We start from the raw sequence: 17,733 nt of genomic DNA, 5'->3' as shown, positions 1-17,733 counted from the left end.
ACGACCACCTAACAAAGAGAAAAATGAAGGACAAAAAATCTTGCTTTTTGCTTTTGCCGTTCCAGAATTTAGACAAGCTCATGAAATTCTTGAAATTGATTCAGTCTGGTCTCTTGTCTGTGTGGAAAATCCTTTCGGAAGGGATTCGTGCCAAACTTGCTTGGTTTACGGGGACACTCATTGCTCTCACCATTTTGCTTTTGTCCATCATCACAGTACGCCAACAAACTGCCATCCTCTCAGAGAGTTATGAAAAACAAGCGGCTGTATCCAAAAATTTCATCGCAAGCCTTGTGATGGAAATTGAATCCATTGCACAAAACCTAATTCGCATTGAAGAATTTAAATCTCGAATTGAGAAACAACAAGAAGAACTCAAAAAATACCAAACGAAGAAACTGGTGACCAAGAAAAAAACTGTTTCTGTGTTTGGATTCAAAACCAATCTTTTTGGTTCCCTTGGAACTTCGAGAGTGTTTAAAAAAGTGGATACATTCTTTTCTGTTTATCTGACAAAAGATGATGTTAACGTTTTAGAACGCGAAATCCGCCAACAATTACGGGAGGCTTCCAATCGTAATCTCAGTGAAAAGGAATGGAATACCTTAGTTGGTTTAGCATCCTCCTATGTCAAAAATGAAGAAAAATATTTAGATATCATCAAACAACCCACACCAGAAGAAACAGAAGCGAAAGCCAAATGGGACTTAGACATTAAAAATATCAAAAAGGAAATCCGGAACCAAAAGTCCAAATTAGATTTATACATCGCTAAGTTTTATGCTGATTCCAAAAAACGAAAATTAGAAGAATTGGGACTCGATACGAAATTATTCCGAATCCAAACTTTCCCAATGTCAGCGATGATCCAAGGGGAAACATCACTCGCATCCTTTGATACACAGATCATCGACAATACATCCCCTCTAGCCAAAATTGATCGTTTTGACCAAATGGAAAATAGTTTAGTGGATTCCTTTCAAAAACTCTCGGACGATATTACGGCTGTAGATGAAAATGAAAAACAATATGTATATGAATGGCAGGAACGAGAAATCCAAGCCCTCCACTCCCCACTATTCCGCCATCAAAACTCCACAAAACGTGCTTTTAATTTAATCAACGTGAAATCGAAGCTAGGTGACTATAGAGAAGTCATCAAAGAAGATTATCGCATTACAAACGAGTTGTCAGAACTCATTCCGAAATTAAGAGACCGGCTCCAATTTCTAAAAAATGCAAAACCTCCTATCCCACCTGCAAAGGATAAACTTTTTACTAGTTTCTATAAATCTTACAATGAATTGGTGGGCGAAAGGGATAAAATTTATGAAGAAGTTTCCTTACGTTATCCCATAGCCAATAAAGAATTAAACGAAAAAATAGATTCCTTACGTAGTTTACGGGATGTGGCTTTGGAAGATTGGGTTTTGTTAAAATTCAAAACAGATCCTTTGGAATATGAAAAATATTACCAAGACCCAGATGCCAGAGAAGAACAAAGGAATCGTTGGAAAGCAATTCGGAAATGGATCGTCACCGCTGAACAAGAAACTCCAACAAAAGAATTAAAAAGACTTTTCCCAGATGGAAGTTTTGGCCACTCGAGAAGTGAGTCAGAAGAAATCATGTGGAAGTTAGACGGAACTCATTTATTGGAAGCCGAAAATGTTCCTATTATGGTGTTACGTGATAATTTTTCGGGACTCATTCGCACCCTTGTGGATCGAACCGACGGCATCAAAGCCATCAAAGAAAACCGTAACCAAATTGTTTTCACTGCGATTACAATTTGCTTTGTGGCCATCATTTTTGCGATTTTCATTTCTGGAGTTGTGGTTCAAAAAATTCGAAAGATAATTCGCAGTGCCGAAGATGTGGGACAAGGGAATCTACATGTACATTTTGATGATGGTGGCAATGATGAGTTTGGGAACTTAACGGTTGCCTTAAACCAAATGGTGTCAGGTCTCAAAGAAAGAGAGAAGATGCGTGGTGTTCTCGGTAGTATGGTGGATCCTGTCGTGGTCGGCGAAGCACTCAAAGACTTGGAAAAATTAAAACAAGGAAGTGAAAAAGTCATCACTGCTTTTTTCTCTGACATTGCTGGTTTTAGTAGCATTTCTGAAAAACTCAATTCGAAAGAACTCGCGGACTTACTCAACGAATACCTATCAGCGATGACACTGATCTTAAAACAACATGATGGGGTTTTAGACAAATACATCGGGGATGCGATTGTTGGGATTTTTAATGCTCCTCTCGATGTCGAAAGCCATTGTCTGAAAGCAGTTTCGGCAAGTGTGGAGATGAGAGACCGCCTTGAAGTTCTGAAAAAAGAATGGATCCAAAAAAATTCCTATATCCCAGAAGCCCACAACATGAAATTCCGCATTGGATTAAACATGGGTTATGCGAAAGTTGGGTTTATGGGAACGGATGCCCTCGCCTCTTATACAATGATGGGTGATACTGTCAACTTAGCAGCAAGGCTTGAGGCAGCGGGAAAAGATTATGGAGTTTGTATTTTGGTTTCGGAATTTGTACACGATGAAATCAAAGATCATTTTTTCACAAGAAAACTGGATACAGTGCGCGTAAAAGGGAAATCCAAACCCGTGACCCTCTTCGAAGTGAGGTGTAAAAAAGGAGAGGAAACAGAAGAAGAGAAAAAGTTTGTGAATGCCTACGAGTCTGCTCTCTTTTCCTATTTTAATCGAAAGTTTTCGGATTCAAAAACTCAGTTTGAATCCTTACACAAAGCAACACAGGATGAAGCAAGCAAACTTCTCTTAGAAAGATGCCAATACTATTTGGAATCTCCCCCGGAATTGGATTGGGACGGGTCATTTACCAGAACGAAAAAGTAGGAATTCGGGGATATTTTCCGCTAAACTAGACAAAATATCTAATAAATTGTATAATTTTCTTGCTATTGAGGGTGAGGTTTCAATATTGGGAAGTAACCCACCCATTAGGAGAAATATGAGATGGCATTACGACTCGGCGATGAAGCACCCAATTTCCAAGCAGAAACCTCAGAAGGTAAAATTGACTTTCATGAATACTTAGGACAAAGTTGGGGGATTTTATTTTCTCACCCTAAAGATTACACTCCCGTTTGTACAACTGAGCTAGGGTATGTATCCAAAATCAAACCTGAGTTTGAAAAACGAAATGTAAAAGTGATCGCTCTTTCCGTTGATCCCGTGGACAGCCACAAAGGTTGGATCTCCGATATCAATGAAACACAAGGAACGACTGTAAACTATCCTATCATCGCAGATGCGGATAAAAAAGTTTCCAATCTATATGACATGATTCATCCCAATGCAAGTGAAACCACTACTGTGCGTTCCGTATTTGTGATTGGACCTGATAAAAAAGTGAAACTCACTTTGACTTACCCTGCTTCTACTGGTAGAAACTTTGATGAATTACTTCGTGTGATTGATTCTTTACAACTCACTTCCCAATTCAGTGTGGCAACACCTGCCAATTGGAAAGATGGTGAAGATACGATCATCGTCCCTTCTGTTTCTGACGAAGATGCAAAGAAAAAATTCCCAAAAGGATTTCGTACCATCAAACCTTATTTACGTTACACACCCCAACCCAATAAATAGTTGAAATGTGGCGGGGAATTCACCCCGCCCGAGACTCATCACTATGCACATTCACTTAAAACGAATCGAATCCCCTTTTGTCTTAGAAGCAACGAATGAATCAGGAAACTCCATCCGAATTGACGCCTCCCCTGAGATTGGTGGCAAAAATTCAGGACCAAGACCAATGGAACTACTCATAATGGGTCTTGCTGGTTGTAGTAGCATTGATGTGATTATGATCTTAAACAAACATCGCATTGAAGTGAAAGATTACTCTGTGGATGTCGAGGCAGACCGAGAAAAAGTGGGAGAAGCCAATCTTTTCAAAAAAATTCATATGAAATTTTTTGTGAAAGGAGAGTTCCAAGAATCACAAGTGAAACGAGCGATTGATCTCAGTTTGGAAAAGTATTGTTCTGTGGCCAAAACATTGGAAAAAACAGCCACCATCACATATGAATTGGAATTAGTTCCGTAACAAAAAGAATCGATTCAAAAAAAAACGTTACATCTTGTGCATCCCAACATTTACATTGGGAACTTCAAACATCCCATCCGATGTTCGAGTCAACGGGAACGAATCCAAACCAAACTTGAACTCATTCCTGAGTTGGGATTCACTGCTTTCCTGCCCTTGTTTTATCAAAGCAGGGTTTTTGGTTATTTTAATTCATTTAGATCCCAATTGTATTCATTATAAATGATTTTGGCATCTGGTTTGATCGTTTCGGCAAATCCATCTTGGACAAATTCAACTAAACTCATTTTTTTTGTAAAATCTGGTTGGAACCAATTGAAAATCTTACTTAAGTACAAAGTGTTCGTACTTTTATCATAGGAGTTTTTCTTTGGATTCTTTAGGAAAACCAATTTAGCAGTTTGTAATTGTTTTTCTAAATTTGTCGGTACATAGGCTTCGGATTGTAAGATGGGACAACCTATGGATGCACAAACAATGGCAAAATGGATTCTTGGTTCTGAAAAATCCTTACGTAGTTTTTCATGTTCAATCCAATCCAGGTGGCGTGATTTCCCAAGTAAACTGAAGAATTCTTTTTTCCAAGGAATACCTCTAGCTAAATTGATTTTAGAAATCGGCGATCCAATGTCGGTGATACTTTCCACTGGATAATGGTCTACAATGAGTTTCACCGTAAATGCGTTGTATGCATTGATTAAAAAACTCATTTTTTCTTTGTCGGAGAATGATTGGTATTGGCTATCGGTAACTTTCGTTAAACTCTCCAAATACCCGTTTAAAGTAGAAACATCCGAAACAAAACCCTTATACGAAACAAGACCGTTTTTCACATGTTTTTTTAATAAAGAATCCCAAACACTATGTTTGTGATCAAAACTCTGTGCAAACACTGTCTGTGAAATTCCCACAAACAAAACAAAAGAGAAAAACTGTTTCATAACAACCATCCAGACCTTAGACAGTTTGATTTCCAAATCTGATTGGATTTTCGTATCTTAGGTTTTTTTGATTTAGGATAAACTATTCAAATACCGGCTCATCCCTTGGACAACGGGTGCTGGAATTTCGTGGCCACCAGGAAACGCGATGAATTCCCCTAACAATCCAGAACTTCGGAGTAATTTTTCGAGTTTTTTCGCGTTTGCATAACCCAAAATGGGATCGTATTCCCCATGAGATTGGAAAAAACGCAAATTGGATTTTTTAGGAGCCAAGTCCTTCCAAAGAGATTCGTTCACGAGTGCACCCGATAAAATGAGAAGTCCCTTTGCCATTTGTTCATTTCGTAAAGTGAGATCTGTGGCAAGCATGGCACCTTGCGAAAATCCACCTAATATCAATTGGTTCCATGGAACTCCAAGTGCCTCTAACATCAAATAGGCGGATGCCCTAGCAATATCCATACCTTCTGGATCTTTATCGGCAAAATTACGGAAATCGTTTTTGCGGATCGCTTCTTCTAAAGCGGCCATGTCAATGGGAAACCATGCTCTTCCATTATAACCTGGCATGAGTGGGATACTCAAATGGCCATGAGGGAATACCCAATTGAATTTTTGATCAGTTACTAAAACTTCATGAATGGGATACAAATCAAAGGCACTGGCACCGTATCCATGAAACAAAACTACTGTAGGGGCATCTGGATCCCCTTTAACTCGTAATACCTTTAAAGGTCCTAAAGATTCTAAATCGCTTTCATCATCTAACATATATTATCCGAATAAGGAGGGTTGGTCTCCTTTTGTATCCTTTTCATAAAAATTGGTGACTGACAAACCTAAAAGTCGAATTTTTTTGGGAGGGTCAATGTGTTCCTTCCAAACGGTGGCCAACAAGTTCGAGGATTGTTGGAAAAGATTGTCTGCCAAGAAGAAAACAGAATCAGAAGTGATGGATTTTTGTTTCACCGTAAAATCTTCAAACTTTACCTTGAGGGTCAGAGTTTTGCCTTTTTTGTTTTTTTTCATCATTCGCATTTCTAGTTCTTTTGCGAGAGTTTCCAAGGTGAGTAAAAAATAAGAAAAATCATCCGAGTCATGAGTGAAAGTGGTTTCTACACCAATGGATTTGGGATCACGGTATGGAATCACTTCTCTGTCATCCAATCCTCTTGCCATCCGATAAAAAACGGCGCCTGATTTACCAAATTCTTTGACAAGAATTGACTCTTCTACCAAACGTAAGTCTTTCCCTTTTGAAAAACCCAAACGTTGTAATTTTTCAAATGTCTTTTTTCCAATTCCGTAAAACTGATACAAAGGAAGTTCATCTAAAAAGGAAATTTCTTCACCTGGCAAAACCACATAGAGACCATTGGGTTTGTTTTTTTCAGAAGCCATCTTCGCCAAAAACTTGTTTGTTGCCACACCGGCAGAACAAGTTAGACCTGTTTTTTCCCAAATTTTTTTTCGAATTTCTTTTGCAATGGTACTCGCAAGAGGAATATTCTTTTTGTTTTCTGTGACATCTAAATAGGCTTCATCTAACGACAGTGGTTCGACGAGGTTTGTGTATTCTAAAAAGATAGAACGAATTTCCTTCGAAACGGATTTGTACACTTCAAAGCGAGGTGGTGTGAAAATGGCATCGGGACAAAGTTTATACGCTTGGTAACAAGAAATGGCGGATCGAATTCCAAACGTACGCGCTTCATAACTGGCAGCACAGACCACACCTCGAGAATGCGGAGAACCACCAACTACAACCGGTTTTCCTCTCATTTCTGGGAAATCTCTTTGTTCCACAGATGTATAAAACGCGTCCATGTCGATGTGAATAATCTTTCTCATGCTAGAAGTAGAAGAAACCTAATGTTTCAAAAAAACCTTGCCAAAAGAGTTTTGGTACAGATGCTTTTTGCATAGTGAATTCCAAAGCCGCCGCAAAAATTTTAGTCGTTGATGATAACGAAACCAATATGGAAATCATCACCCATATTTTACTTGGCCAAGGTTATGAAGTTGCGGTTGCCTATGATGGTGAGTATGCTTTGGAACTGGCAGAAGTTTTGGATTTTGATTTGATTTTACTCGATATCCTTTTGCCAGGCATCAGTGGTTTAGAAGTCGCAAACCGCCTACTCGGAATGGAACGCCAAAAAAATACACCTATCCTCTTTTTATCAGCCTTAAACGAAACAGCTGACATCGTCAAAGGATTGGAAACAGGTGCCGTGGACTATATCACAAAACCATTCCAAGAATCAGAAGTTTTGGCAAGGATACGCACTCATATCAAAATCAAAACTTTGGAAAAAGAACGAATTAATTTATTATATGGAATCCAAAAGGACTTAGAGTTAGCAAAAACAAACCAAGAAAAATTGGTTACCTTCCAATTCCCACCTTCCCCATATTACGAAATTTATACCTCATACAAACCAATGGATTTGGTAGGTGGAGATTTGATCACCTATGATGTTTTACCTTCGGGGGACTTAGATATTTTGTTTGGAGATGTGACTGGGCATGGTATTGCAGCGGCCATGGTATCTCTTATGGCCATCATCACTTTTAAAACGATGAACAAATCATTTTTAGCACCTAGCGAATGTTTGTATTGGATTCATAATACTTTAACACCTCTCATTAGTACCCATTTTATCAGTGCCGTGTACATCCGTTATAAGGCTGAGGCAAATTTGTTATCCTTTTCGATGGCGGGCCACCACCATATTTTTTTATTACGCGAGAACCAAATTCAAAAATTGGGAACCAAAGGATTTTGTTTGATGATGTTCCCTAACCAATTGAATACTACCAATGAAGATATCATTCTGAAGTCGGGAGATCGTTTGTTTTTGTTTTCGGATGGGATGTTTGAAGTTCCCAATGAAAAGGAAGAATACTTAGGCGACCAAAAATTCTCCGAAATTGTGGAAGAACATATCCAACTTCCTTCCAAGGAACTTTTAGATACGATTTCAAAACAAGTTTTACAATTCTCAGGTGGAAAAGTTGCAGATGATATGACGATGTTACTGTTAGAAGTGAAATGATAGACGAACTCATTGCCATTCTCATTGCTGCGGCACTACTATTTTTCGCGTATTATTATCGTAACGCTTATCGTAGGGAAAAAAAACTCAGATTAATTTTATTTCGTAAAAATCTCACCAATGCGGAAGAGATCGAAAGGATCATTCGAGAAAAAGAAAAACAATACCAAGATATTTATGATACAGCCAATTCCATCATCATTCGTTGGAGTCCAGATTTTCGAATCCATTCTGTAAACCCATATGCAGAAGAATTTTTTCAAATGGGAAAAGAGATGGCAGAAGGCAAAGACCTCGTCCTTGATTTGTTTCGCATTCCGTTTGAAAAATCGAACGAAATCAAAAGCCAATTATGGAATATCTTCCATAGACCAGAACAAAACATACGCCAAGAGTTTGATGTATTTGTAGGATCCGATGACAAACGAACAGTGACTTGGTCCAATCGTATTTTAAAAAACGAATTTGGTTATCCTTACGAAGTTTTGTCGATTGGAATTGATATCACAAATCGTAAAATTGCAGAAGAAAACTTAATGAAATCCTATGAAAGGATTTTAGATTTATATAACAATGCACCTTGTGGTTACCATTCCCTCGACAAAGACAATGTAGTTGTTTCCATCAACGATACCGAACTTGATTGGTTGGGTTATTCAAGAGAAGAAATTGTTGGTAATTTTAAAATCAATGATTTGTTAACTGAAAGTAGTTTCGACAAATTCCAACAAATTTTGAATTCCTTCCCTCACGAAACTTTAACAGGTGTTGAATTGGAATTTGTTCGCAAAGACAAATCTACATTTTTTGTGAGTTTAAACTCTATCCCTACTTTTGATAAAAATGGGAACTTTGTGATTAGCAAATCCACTGTTTTTGATATCACAGATCGCAAAATCGCAGAAGATAAGTTAAACGACTATTCGCAAAAGATCCAATTACAAAACAAAAGACTGCAAAAAGCAGTGGAAGCGGCAATCAAAGCCAACCAATCCAAATCTGTCTTTTTTTCCAAAATCACACACGAATTACGCACTCCCCTCCATGCAGTGATTGGATTTTCACAAATTTTAGGTAAGGATCCCAATTTACCCGAACACTTAAAAGGTTATGTCAATTCCTTATACGAAAATGGAGTTCATTTATTAGGGATGATCAATGATATCTTAGATCTTTCCAAAATTGAAGCAGGGAAAATGACAGAATTGAAAGAGAAGTTTTCTCTCGTACAATTATGGGATACTTTATTTTCCATGTTTTCCTATCGATTTGCAGAAAAACAAATTCAATTTGAATTATTACATCCAAATCAAATTGAAAACCATTTTTACGAAGCTGATTTACAAAAGATAAAACAAATCCTTGTGAACTTACTTGGCAATGCTTTAAAATTTACAAACCAAGGGTTTGTTCATTTAGAAATGCAAATCCAACCAGGAATAGATCCCAATATAGAAATGGTTCGGTTTATCGTAAAAGATTCGGGAATTGGAATTCCCAAAGACCAACTCCATTCCATCTTTGAGGCATTCAAACAAACGGAACAAGGCAGTTCTTACCAAGAAGGAACTGGACTTGGACTTTCCATATCACATCAGTTAGTTGACTTTTTAGGTGGTATGATCCAAGTAGAAAGTGATTTGAACCAAGGTTCTAGGTTTAGTTTTGAGTTACCGCTCATGAAAGTGAATGAAATTTCTTCAGAATTAAAAGAAAAATCAAAACTTGGCCCCACAAGCTCCAAAGATGTTTGGCATATTACAAAAGTAGATGAAACGGAAAAAGAATTTGTACAAACATTTTTAAATTTAGATTCCGCTAAATTTAAATCGGAAATTTTGCAACTCATCAAAATCCAAAACTTTGGTCAATTACTCAATTTGTTAAATAACATTCCTCTCGATCACAAAGGGAAATCGATTCTGTTAGAAAAAGTGAAACACAAACGATATAAGTTTTTGATTGATTTGCTACAATCTAACAATAGTTAATCTTTTTTAGTTTTGATATCAATTTTATCATAACCTTTTGATTTTAAAAGGTCTGTGATGTTCACAAAATTTCCAAATTCTAATTGTTTGTCTACTTCCAAACTCACCACATCATCACGGTTCGTTCGTTCTTCTATTTTTTTCTGAAACGAATTGAAATCCAGTTTTTCTCCATTGAGAAAAATGTCCCCAGATGCTTTTAATTGGATTTTGAATGCATAGGTCTGGCTTCCAAAGTTGTCAGTTTTGGACTTTGGTAAATCCATCGAGATGGTGGACGTGGGTTCTGTAAACCGAACCGCTAACATTAGAAAGATGAGTAAAATAAATAAAACATCAATCAAACTGCTGATATCAAGACTAGTGTTCTGTTTGGGTTTACGAATTCTCATCGGGTTTTGGAAAAGTCTTCTACCAATCGTTCTGATAAAAATCGGATTTTGTTTTCGCAAATGCGGAGGAATAACAAACTAGGAATGGCAACAAAGAGTCCCGCAATCGTTGTGTTTAAGGCATCTTTGATTCCACCAGCTAAAACCTCTAAACTCACTTTCCCTTGGGCTTCCATTTCTCCAAAAGCTGTATGGATTCCAATCACTGTGCCGAGGAGCCCAAGTAACATCGCGACAGAAGCGATGGTAGGAAACCAATCAATGGTTCTTTCCAGGGGAGAAAAAAATAATTCCAACTCTACTTCCTTCGGTTCTGTGGGAAAAATTTGTTTTCTGACTTCTTTTTTTTCTAATTTTCGAAATCCCAGGTACAAACGGATGAAATTGGCAAAGGATAGAAGGGAAAAAGCAAAAAGCAGAACAAAAATCAAAATTGCGGGAATTGAAAATGTCCAATTCATGGATGTATCGACCTCTATGAACCAATACAAACTGCCTTCCCAAGAAAAGAAACCGGAATATGTACGCAAGAATTTTGATGGGATCGCAAAAGCCTACGACAGATTCAATGATTGGAATAGTTTTTTCCTCCACCGCATTTGGAAGGACTGGGTTGTCAAAGAAGCAAAACGTTCCGTTCCCCATGCCAAATCTGCCTTAGATTTATGTTGTGGGACAGGAGACATTACCTACCGACTTTCCCTAGATCCAGATTTGGAAACAGTTGTGGGACTTGACTTCTCGGAACAAATGTTGTCCTATGCTTTCCCCAAAGTGGAAGGACAACCAGTAAAACTCATTGTGGGTGATGCCATGAACCTCAAAAAATTTCCGGAGGGAAGTTTTGATATTGTAACCATGGGTTTCGGTCTTCGCAATGTTTCCGATTTACGTTTGTGTTTGCAAGAGATCAAACGAGTGTTAAAGAAAGAGGGAGTGTTTGTGAACTTGGATGTGGGTCGTGTGCGTCCTCGTTTTCTCAAATTCTTTGCCGATTTTTACTTTTTCAAAATTGTTCCCCTGTTTGGATACCTTCTCTATGGGAAACAAAACGAAATGTTTGATTACCTGCCACACTCTTCTAAAACCTATCCCGACCAGGAAACACTCCAAACCATCCTCATCGAAGTTGGATTCAAAGAAGTTTGGTTTCGAAATTTTGTTTTCGGAAATGCCGTCGCCCACGTAGCCAAAAAAGGGAATTGACCTAATTTCCAGCAATTATGTCTGATCATGGGAGGGAATTGTACTTTTTTTTGAATTCTGTTCGTACATCCCCCCAGAAATCCCATGGATTTCCCTAATTTTTTTGAAAACAATGTTGATTATTTTCCCTCTTTGTCGTTTAATTCTCTATACAGGTAGGAAAAAAATATGAATCGATGGATCATTCTTTTGGTGCTTCCTCTCTTTCTAGTGGATTGTTCCAATAAGAAAAAAGGAATGTTATTACTCCCCTTCTTAGGGCTCGGCGATGGGTCAACCCAGGCCAATACAACGTCAACCAATACTGGAGATGGTACGTTTACCGTCGTTGGATTAGAAACAACTGATCCAAGCCAAGTGACTAGTCCTGACACAAACCAAGGGACAGGTGGCGACACTAGCAATTCGGATTCTTCCGTGGTCACACCTACACCAGCTCCTGCGGCGCCTACACCGGCACCAACTACCGTTAACAATGAAACGACTACAAACGTAGTGGACCAAACAAACGGTGGCGACTTTAACTTTGAAACAAATATTACAGTTCCAGTGACTGTGGTCGTGGAAAACGAATCTGGTCCAGTGGTGAATGCACCAGTGACCGTAACTGAATCCGTCACAACGGGAGAACCAAATGTAGTTGGAGTTGGAACGACTGATGGAAATGGTTCGGCAACGATCCCTATCAGTGTTCCTCCCACTGTTGTCTCTGTTGACATCACCATCGTGGGTGTAAACCCAACCACTGGTGAAGTGGTAGAGATCGTTGGTTCTGCTCCTGTGCAACAACCAGCAACTGGTGACAATTCCGAAGGAACTGTTGTGGTTGCTCCTGTTGTCAACGTAGACACAACAAACTTCCAACCAGTGAATGGTTGTGTGCAAGCAGTTGACTCTGACTGTGATGGAATCGCAAACAATTACGATGAATTCCCAGATGATCCAAGTCTTGCAGCAATTGCAAGATCAGGTCGATACACAATCGCGTTTGAAGACTTATTCCCTTCTGCTGGGGATGCTGACTTAAACGACCACTCCACTGTGTTTAGCACAGAGATGGACAAAACTCCAGCAAACAAGGTGAAAACGATTCGTGGAACTTACACTCACGTTGCAAAAGGTGCAGGATACAACCACGAACTCAGACTTTCACTTGATGTTCCAACCAATGCGAACGTTCAAATCAGTTATGTAGATGGAAACGGAAACCCATGGAATGGATGTGCTAGCGCACCAAAATACACTGCGAATGCAGCAGGTGATTGCACTGGCGGAACGTTAACTTCTGCACAACTCAAACGTGGAGTGCTCATTCTACCAAGTTCTGACAAAACATTGTTTGGCAAAAAGAATGCTCCTTCTGCAGGATCAACCTTTACCATCAATGACTTTGTTCGAGGTGTGACTGCTCAAGTGACTATTACTTTCGAAGAACCAGTGGATTTAAATGCAACGAAGAACCTGGTTGGGGGACACCTCAATTACTTCCTAGCAATCAACCAAAAGACGGATGGTGTGTTTAGACAAATCTTCCGTCCAGGGTACTTCAAAGATGCAAAAGGAAAAGATGCTTTCCTAGACAAAAATGGTTTCCCTTGGGCCATCATTGTTCCAGGTGTATTCAACCACCCAACAGAAGGTGCTGACATCAGAAAACCATCTACTTCCGGTTACATTTTCTTCAACTCTTGGATGCACTCCAATGGTGTGGCACATAAAGATTGGTACTTACACATAGACCAAATCCCTGCGCCAAACCGACCATCTTATGTGGTAAGAGTGAGCGACTTCTATACTGACAATGGATTTACTGCATACTTAATCAAAGCGGTTCGCAAAAACGCTTTGGAAGTATCAGCAAGTTTGATTGTGGTGGGAGCTGCCTTAGGTTTTCTCATGAAGCGACGAATGGGAAATCCAAAAGCCGCTTAAAAACAAACCTACCTTCCAAAAGAAATCCTTCCTCCAAATCCTTGGGGGGAGGATTTTTGTTTTATGGCCTCCCTCTTACGGTTTGCTGACACTGATTACTTTTTATCTGGAAATTTTAAAAGAGACTTAGAAACAAATCATCCCATCCTTGTAGACCCTTTGTGGCAAGGAACCAAACTCGAAACAGATCTCACAACCTTCCCACTTCCCACTCTTTCCCACCCAAAGTCTTTTTGTTTGGTCACCTCGGGTTCTACTGGTCTTCCGAAACTCGTTCCCAAGGACCTGGAGCAAATCCAAAGAGAACTAGATGTGTGGCTTCATCATGCAGAATTCCTAACCTTTTTCCAAGACATAGAGGAAGTCATTGTACAAGTGCCCTTCTGCCATTTGTACGGCCTCCTCTGGGGGTATTTGTTACCAAAGGCATTAGATCTCCCCATTATGACAGAACCAAGGGAAAGGGAGTCCAAGTCTCCCTCCCTCTGGATCACCTCTGCGCCGCAATTGCAATTCGCGGTGACACAAAGGAAACCTCTCCCAGAACGAGCGATTGTATCCGGTATGAAATTTCCTGTGCCCCTAGCTCGTGAGTTACGAGACAGAGGAGGAATTTCCCTTTTGGAAATTTATGGGTCTACGGAGACAGGGGGAATGGGATACCGCGATCCACTGCGTCAAAATCGATTCCAACTCTTAGAGGAAGTGAAGTTTCACTTGGTAGGAGAAGGCGAAGAGAAGGAACTTCTCATCCAAAGTCCGTTTTTATCCCAAAGTTTTTATACGTTCCAAAACAAAGATTGGGAACTTGTTTCCTTGCCACCAGACAAATATTATGCGACTGGTGATTTAGGTGATACAAGTGAACTTGGGTTTTACCTATTAGGCAGAAAAGATCGCATCATCAAACACAAAGGAAAACGTGTTTCTCTCGACCGCATTGAATCAGAAATTTTAGGACTTGGACTGGATGGACAATTTGTATCGGTTCCCATACAACAGGAATCAGGAGATACCATCGGACTTTTTACCAATTCCACCATTCCTTTGGATGAGTTATATCGCACTCTCCGCAATGAACTCCCAACAAGCCATGTGCCGAGGGTGATTGTGATCCAAAACACCATTCCCAAACTTCCGAATGGGAAAACAGACTATAGGACGATCACCAAACTTTGTTTAGAGGAATTGATCCGATTAAAACAACTACAGGAAAATAGCAAAATTCCTGTCTCCATAGATGCAAATACTCCTATCGGAATCATCCTTAAGTCCATTCTCGGTTATGAACCAAAACCAAATGACCATTTGGTATATGATTGTGGGATGGATTCGATTTTGTTTACAGAAATGATGATGAAGTTAGAAGAAAAATTGGGAACGAAGATCCCAGAAGAAGACAAACAAACAAGTTATTTTGTTAGCCTTTCTGGTTTGGAAGAGTATGTAAAAGAGAAACTCTATTTACAATGAATCGAATGGTCCTTCCTAAAATCGGGAAATCCCCCTTCCATGATCCAAAGACCAAATGGAAGAAAGGGAATCCATCTTACAGAATTATCTTAATTTCACAAAAATCCAATTGGAATTGGTTCCTTTGTCATGGTATAAATGGATCACCACATTGGTTGGTTTCATTTTGTATGTGAATACATAATTGAAAGCAATGTCCAAATCACCTGAAATCATTCCTTCTTTGAATCTTCCGTAAAAAATACGATTGTTTGTACAAATAGCAACTTCAGTGAAAAAGTTTTTCCCAACAGCCGTTTGAATGGGAACATTGGCAAGTTCCGATTCGTATTTGTTATACAATAAAATTTTCCCGGATTCATCTACTTTGACAATTCCAAATGGATAAGAATCTGCGTCTGATTGGCCAAGTGTTCCAAGTTTACCTAAAATATTGGGGTCTATAAATTTGCTCATTAATTTCGTTCCTAATCGAATGTTTTTATGTTTCGTACTCTGAATACATTGAGTTGAGTTGTTCTTCCATACCACGAATGAGAGAAATTACCTCAGCAATGGAATGAGTTTTGGTTTCCGCAAATAACATCTCTTTTTCTGCATACAAGTCTTCTACTTGTAAAACCAAATCCTTGGTCACTTCAATCAGACTCGGTACGTCTTCCGCACCTCTGACTTGATTTCGCACCAATTCGTTGATCCAGTAGATCACCGAATTTTGTGACTTCGTTTTTTCCAAACGCAGACGTTCGGCAAGCGGATAGTGTTCTTCTATTTCCCTTTTAGTAAATATCATAGTCTAAAGATTAGATGTAATTTTCTGAAAAAATACGTCAAAAAAATTCAGAATCCCCCAAATTTTAGGAAAAGAAATGCAGAACGAACGTTTACACACGGAAAAACAAAAACTCTATACTCAATTGGTTTGGAATGATTCCATCTATCAGGTTTTCTCTTTCGTTCTGACTGCCATTCTTTTATTACAATTTCATTACGGACTGGTACCAGCACCCTATTCCTATTACGTTCAAGTTGGGATTCTTATTTTATTCGTTATTCTTTTTATTCGAATGCAAAAACATAAGAACATTCTCAAAAACTATCTAGAACCAACAGTCACAAATACTGATCCAGTATTACTTCTTTCTGGTTATGGGATCGACATGCATGAGTATTCCGAACTCCTTTTGAAAACTTGTTCTGACCTACATAATCGCTTAGATGCCATTGGAAACCATGTCATCGAACTCAACGGAAAAATTCATCTGACAGGCAAAGACATTGATCGAGTTTACCAAATTGTTTCGCAACTTGCATCGGAAGAAGTGAGACTCATGGAAGCCGTTGGAAAAACCTCGGAAGAAATCAATATCATGTTTGAAATTGTGAACGTAGTCATTGCCGAAATCCAAAGTCGGAACGAAACCATGGAAAACCTGGTTTCCTTAAGTAAGGACGGAAGGAATAAAGTGGATGATACCAACAAAACGATTCAGAAAATTAGTGAATCCTCTGGGAATATTTTAAAACTCATCGATTTTATCAATGGAGTTTCCAAACAAACCAACTTACTTGCGATTAACGCTGCCATTGAAGCAACCCACTCTGGTTCCGAGGGAAAAGGATTTACTGTCATAGCCGAAGAAATCAAAAATTTATCCACAGTTACTGCCAATAACGCCAAACAAATTTCCAAAATCTTAAACGAAAATGTAAATGATTACAAACGAGCAGAACGTTTGGGAATTGAATCAGGAGACGCCTTTCAATTCATTGCGGGTGAAATACATGTGGTCCATGGAACGATCGCGGAAGTTGTCCAATCCATCCAAGAACTAAAGTCCAGAGGGGGCGCCATTCTTTCCAAAGCGAAAATCTTGGATGATGTGGCAGAACGTGTGCGTGATACTTCGGGAGAAGTGTATGGAGAAATTGTTACCATCAATGCAAATTTGGATGAAATCCAATCCCTTTCGGATACCATCCAAAAAGAATGTGAAGAAATCCGTTTTGCCCAACAAGAAATTTTGGGAACAACTGAAGTTTTAAAACATAAAATCCAGAATATCCATAGTGAAACCGATAAACTCCTATCATTTGAAGGGTGAAATAAAGTAGACTACCTATTCTATTTTCAAAAACCTGGAAAAATGAGAAATAGAACCGTATTACTCGAATATAAAGTACATCCTCTTTGGAAATTTTTGGAAGAAACCTATGGATTTGAAGCTGCTTTTCGTATGTTCAAACCATACGAAGGAGCCAACATTCTTCCCAAGTTGATCGATCAAAATACAATGGTGGTCTCGATGCCACTAGTTTTATCCAATACAAATTATGTCGGAACCCATTTTGGAGGTTCTTTGTATTCGATGTGTGATCCCTTTTTTATGTTTTTACTGATGATGAATTTAGGCAAAGAGTATATGGTTTGGGACAAAGGAGCCAAAATCGATTTTGTCAAACCAGGAGAAGGAACCGTGACTGCTACCTTCCATCTACCCAATTCTGAATTTGAAGAAATCAAAACTCTTTTACAAAAAGAGAAAAAAACCATTCGCACGTATGAAGTCGAAGTTCTTGGTGAGGATGGGAAAACCGTTGCGAAAATCACAAAAGATTTGTACATCCGAAGGCTCACATAACAATACTA

At 38.9% G+C, this 17,733-nt stretch carries 17 protein-coding genes; 10 read left to right on the top strand and 7 right to left on the bottom strand.

The annotated features are described in order from the left end of the window. The first annotated feature begins 95 nt into the window (after window positions 1-95). From EHQ59_RS03580 to EHQ59_RS03570, 3 genes are all read left to right on the top strand, one after another. Window positions 96-2,870, top strand: coding sequence for an adenylate/guanylate cyclase domain-containing protein (locus EHQ59_RS03580; RefSeq protein WP_135617937.1), 2,775 nt, complete (start codon window positions 96-98; stop codon window positions 2,868-2,870). Window positions 2,871-2,990: 120 nt separating this feature from the next. Next, entirely contained in the window at window positions 2,991-3,626 is a 636-nt protein-coding gene (locus EHQ59_RS03575) for a peroxiredoxin (RefSeq protein ID WP_135617780.1), read from the top strand. Window positions 3,627-3,669: 43 nt separating this feature from the next. Beyond that, on the top strand, window positions 3,670-4,086 hold the full coding sequence (locus tag EHQ59_RS03570; protein ID WP_135617779.1) for an OsmC family protein: 417 nt from the start codon (window positions 3,670-3,672) through the stop codon (window positions 4,084-4,086). A gap of 182 nt (window positions 4,087-4,268) precedes the next feature. Here EHQ59_RS03570 and EHQ59_RS03565 read toward each other — a convergent pair whose 3' ends face one another. The 3 genes from EHQ59_RS03565 to dinB all read right to left on the bottom strand — a co-directional run bounded on the left by EHQ59_RS03565 (window position 4,269) and on the right by dinB (window position 6,881). Then, window positions 4,269-5,027, bottom strand: coding sequence for a DUF547 domain-containing protein (locus tag EHQ59_RS03565; RefSeq protein ID WP_135617778.1), 759 nt, complete (start codon window positions 5,025-5,027; stop codon window positions 4,269-4,271). A gap of 72 nt (window positions 5,028-5,099) precedes the next feature. Then, entirely contained in the window at window positions 5,100-5,801 is a 702-nt protein-coding gene (locus EHQ59_RS03560; protein WP_135617777.1) for an alpha/beta hydrolase, read from the bottom strand. Window positions 5,802-5,804: 3 nt separating this feature from the next. Then, window positions 5,805-6,881, bottom strand: coding sequence for a DNA polymerase IV (gene dinB, locus EHQ59_RS03555; RefSeq protein ID WP_135617776.1), 1,077 nt, complete (start codon window positions 6,879-6,881; stop codon window positions 5,805-5,807). 74 nt (window positions 6,882-6,955) lie between these two features. On the opposite strand from dinB, the gene EHQ59_RS03550 reads away from it, so the two are divergent. Together EHQ59_RS03550 and EHQ59_RS03545 are read left to right on the top strand one after the other, a co-directional pair. Then, window positions 6,956-8,089 carry a PP2C family protein-serine/threonine phosphatase gene (locus EHQ59_RS03550; RefSeq protein WP_135617775.1) on the top strand — a complete coding sequence of 378 codons (1,134 nt, stop codon included), beginning with the start codon at window positions 6,956-6,958 and terminating at the stop codon, window positions 8,087-8,089. Beyond that, a complete protein-coding gene (locus tag EHQ59_RS03545) occupies window positions 8,086-10,080 on the top strand; it encodes a PAS domain-containing sensor histidine kinase (RefSeq protein WP_135617774.1) in 1,995 nt (664 codons plus the stop codon). The genes EHQ59_RS03550 and EHQ59_RS03545 overlap by 4 nt, the downstream gene beginning before the upstream one ends. Here the strand turns inward: EHQ59_RS03545 and EHQ59_RS03540 are convergent. Further along, window positions 10,077-10,472, bottom strand: a complete 396-nt coding sequence (locus tag EHQ59_RS03540; protein ID WP_135617773.1) for an ExbD/TolR family protein — start codon at window positions 10,470-10,472, stop codon at window positions 10,077-10,079. The two genes, EHQ59_RS03545 and EHQ59_RS03540, sit on opposite strands and share 4 nt — an antisense overlap. Continuing rightward, window positions 10,469-10,933, bottom strand: a complete 465-nt coding sequence (locus tag EHQ59_RS03535; protein ID WP_135617772.1) for a MotA/TolQ/ExbB proton channel family protein — start codon at window positions 10,931-10,933, stop codon at window positions 10,469-10,471. The genes EHQ59_RS03540 and EHQ59_RS03535 overlap by 4 nt, the downstream gene beginning before the upstream one ends. A 16-nt stretch (window positions 10,934-10,949) precedes the next feature. Here EHQ59_RS03535 and EHQ59_RS03530 point away from each other — a divergent pair, with 16 nt between their 5' ends. The 3 genes from EHQ59_RS03530 to EHQ59_RS03520 all read left to right on the top strand — a co-directional run bounded on the left by EHQ59_RS03530 (window position 10,950) and on the right by EHQ59_RS03520 (window position 15,083). Next, window positions 10,950-11,678, top strand: coding sequence for a ubiquinone/menaquinone biosynthesis methyltransferase (locus tag EHQ59_RS03530; RefSeq protein ID WP_167481372.1), 729 nt, complete (start codon window positions 10,950-10,952; stop codon window positions 11,676-11,678). 168 nt (window positions 11,679-11,846) lie between these two features. Continuing rightward, a complete protein-coding gene (locus tag EHQ59_RS03525; protein ID WP_135617770.1) occupies window positions 11,847-13,610 on the top strand; it encodes an LruC domain-containing protein in 1,764 nt (587 codons plus the stop codon). A 63-nt stretch (window positions 13,611-13,673) separates the two neighbouring features. Continuing rightward, window positions 13,674-15,083, top strand: a complete 1,410-nt coding sequence (locus tag EHQ59_RS03520; RefSeq protein WP_135617769.1) for a non-ribosomal peptide synthetase — start codon at window positions 13,674-13,676, stop codon at window positions 15,081-15,083. A gap of 84 nt (window positions 15,084-15,167) precedes the next feature. Here EHQ59_RS03520 and EHQ59_RS03515 read toward each other — a convergent pair whose 3' ends face one another. Both EHQ59_RS03515 and EHQ59_RS03510 read right to left on the bottom strand, forming a co-directional pair. Continuing rightward, window positions 15,168-15,539 (bottom strand): PAS domain-containing protein, encoded by a 372-nt coding sequence (locus EHQ59_RS03515; RefSeq protein WP_135617768.1) that lies wholly within the window; start codon window positions 15,537-15,539, stop codon window positions 15,168-15,170. Between the two features lie 25 nt (window positions 15,540-15,564). Then, entirely contained in the window at window positions 15,565-15,876 is a 312-nt protein-coding gene (locus EHQ59_RS03510; protein ID WP_135617767.1) for a hypothetical protein, read from the bottom strand. A gap of 76 nt (window positions 15,877-15,952) precedes the next feature. Between EHQ59_RS03510 and EHQ59_RS03505 the strand changes: the two genes are divergently transcribed. Next, on the top strand, window positions 15,953-17,188 hold the full coding sequence (locus EHQ59_RS03505) for a methyl-accepting chemotaxis protein (RefSeq protein WP_135617766.1): 1,236 nt from the start codon (window positions 15,953-15,955) through the stop codon (window positions 17,186-17,188). A gap of 42 nt (window positions 17,189-17,230) precedes the next feature. Further along, window positions 17,231-17,725: a YiiD C-terminal domain-containing protein gene (locus EHQ59_RS03500; protein ID WP_135617765.1), complete on the top strand. Its 495-nt coding sequence runs from the start codon at window positions 17,231-17,233 to the stop codon at window positions 17,723-17,725. Window positions 17,726-17,733: the final 8 nt, after the last annotated feature.

It is taken from the genome of Leptospira kemamanensis (assembly GCF_004769665.1).
Classification (GTDB): domain Bacteria; phylum Spirochaetota; class Leptospiria; order Leptospirales; family Leptospiraceae; genus Leptospira_A; species Leptospira_A kemamanensis.
Note: the sequence above shows the minus strand (reverse complement) of the source record. Positions and strands in the feature narration are given on the sequence as shown.

Excerpts from the sequence above, each read along its gene's own strand:
- EHQ59_RS03575 (WP_135617780.1), top strand. The coding sequence starts at position 2,991 with ATGGCATTACGACTCGGCGATGAAGCACCCAATTTCCAAGCAGAAACC.
- EHQ59_RS03570 (WP_135617779.1), top strand. The coding sequence starts at position 3,670 with ATGCACATTCACTTAAAACGAATCGAATCCCCTTTTGTCTTAGAAGCA.
- EHQ59_RS03565 (WP_135617778.1), bottom strand. The coding sequence starts at position 5,027 with ATGAAACAGTTTTTCTCTTTTGTTTTGTTTGTGGGAATTTCACAGACA.
- EHQ59_RS03560 (WP_135617777.1), bottom strand. The coding sequence starts at position 5,801 with ATGTTAGATGATGAAAGCGATTTAGAATCTTTAGGACCTTTAAAGGTA.
- dinB (WP_135617776.1), bottom strand. The coding sequence starts at position 6,881 with ATGAGAAAGATTATTCACATCGACATGGACGCGTTTTATACATCTGTG.
- EHQ59_RS03545 (WP_135617774.1), top strand. The coding sequence starts at position 8,086 with ATGATAGACGAACTCATTGCCATTCTCATTGCTGCGGCACTACTATTT.
- EHQ59_RS03540 (WP_135617773.1), bottom strand. The coding sequence starts at position 10,472 with ATGAGAATTCGTAAACCCAAACAGAACACTAGTCTTGATATCAGCAGT.
- EHQ59_RS03535 (WP_135617772.1), bottom strand. The coding sequence starts at position 10,933 with ATGAATTGGACATTTTCAATTCCCGCAATTTTGATTTTTGTTCTGCTT.
- EHQ59_RS03530 (WP_167481372.1), top strand. The coding sequence starts at position 10,950 with ATGAACCAATACAAACTGCCTTCCCAAGAAAAGAAACCGGAATATGTA.
- EHQ59_RS03525 (WP_135617770.1), top strand. The coding sequence starts at position 11,847 with ATGAATCGATGGATCATTCTTTTGGTGCTTCCTCTCTTTCTAGTGGAT.
- EHQ59_RS03520 (WP_135617769.1), top strand. The coding sequence starts at position 13,674 with ATGGCCTCCCTCTTACGGTTTGCTGACACTGATTACTTTTTATCTGGA.
- EHQ59_RS03515 (WP_135617768.1), bottom strand. The coding sequence starts at position 15,539 with ATGAGCAAATTTATAGACCCCAATATTTTAGGTAAACTTGGAACACTT.
- EHQ59_RS03510 (WP_135617767.1), bottom strand. The coding sequence starts at position 15,876 with ATGATATTTACTAAAAGGGAAATAGAAGAACACTATCCGCTTGCCGAA.
- EHQ59_RS03505 (WP_135617766.1), top strand. The coding sequence starts at position 15,953 with ATGCAGAACGAACGTTTACACACGGAAAAACAAAAACTCTATACTCAA.
- EHQ59_RS03500 (WP_135617765.1), top strand. The coding sequence starts at position 17,231 with ATGAGAAATAGAACCGTATTACTCGAATATAAAGTACATCCTCTTTGG.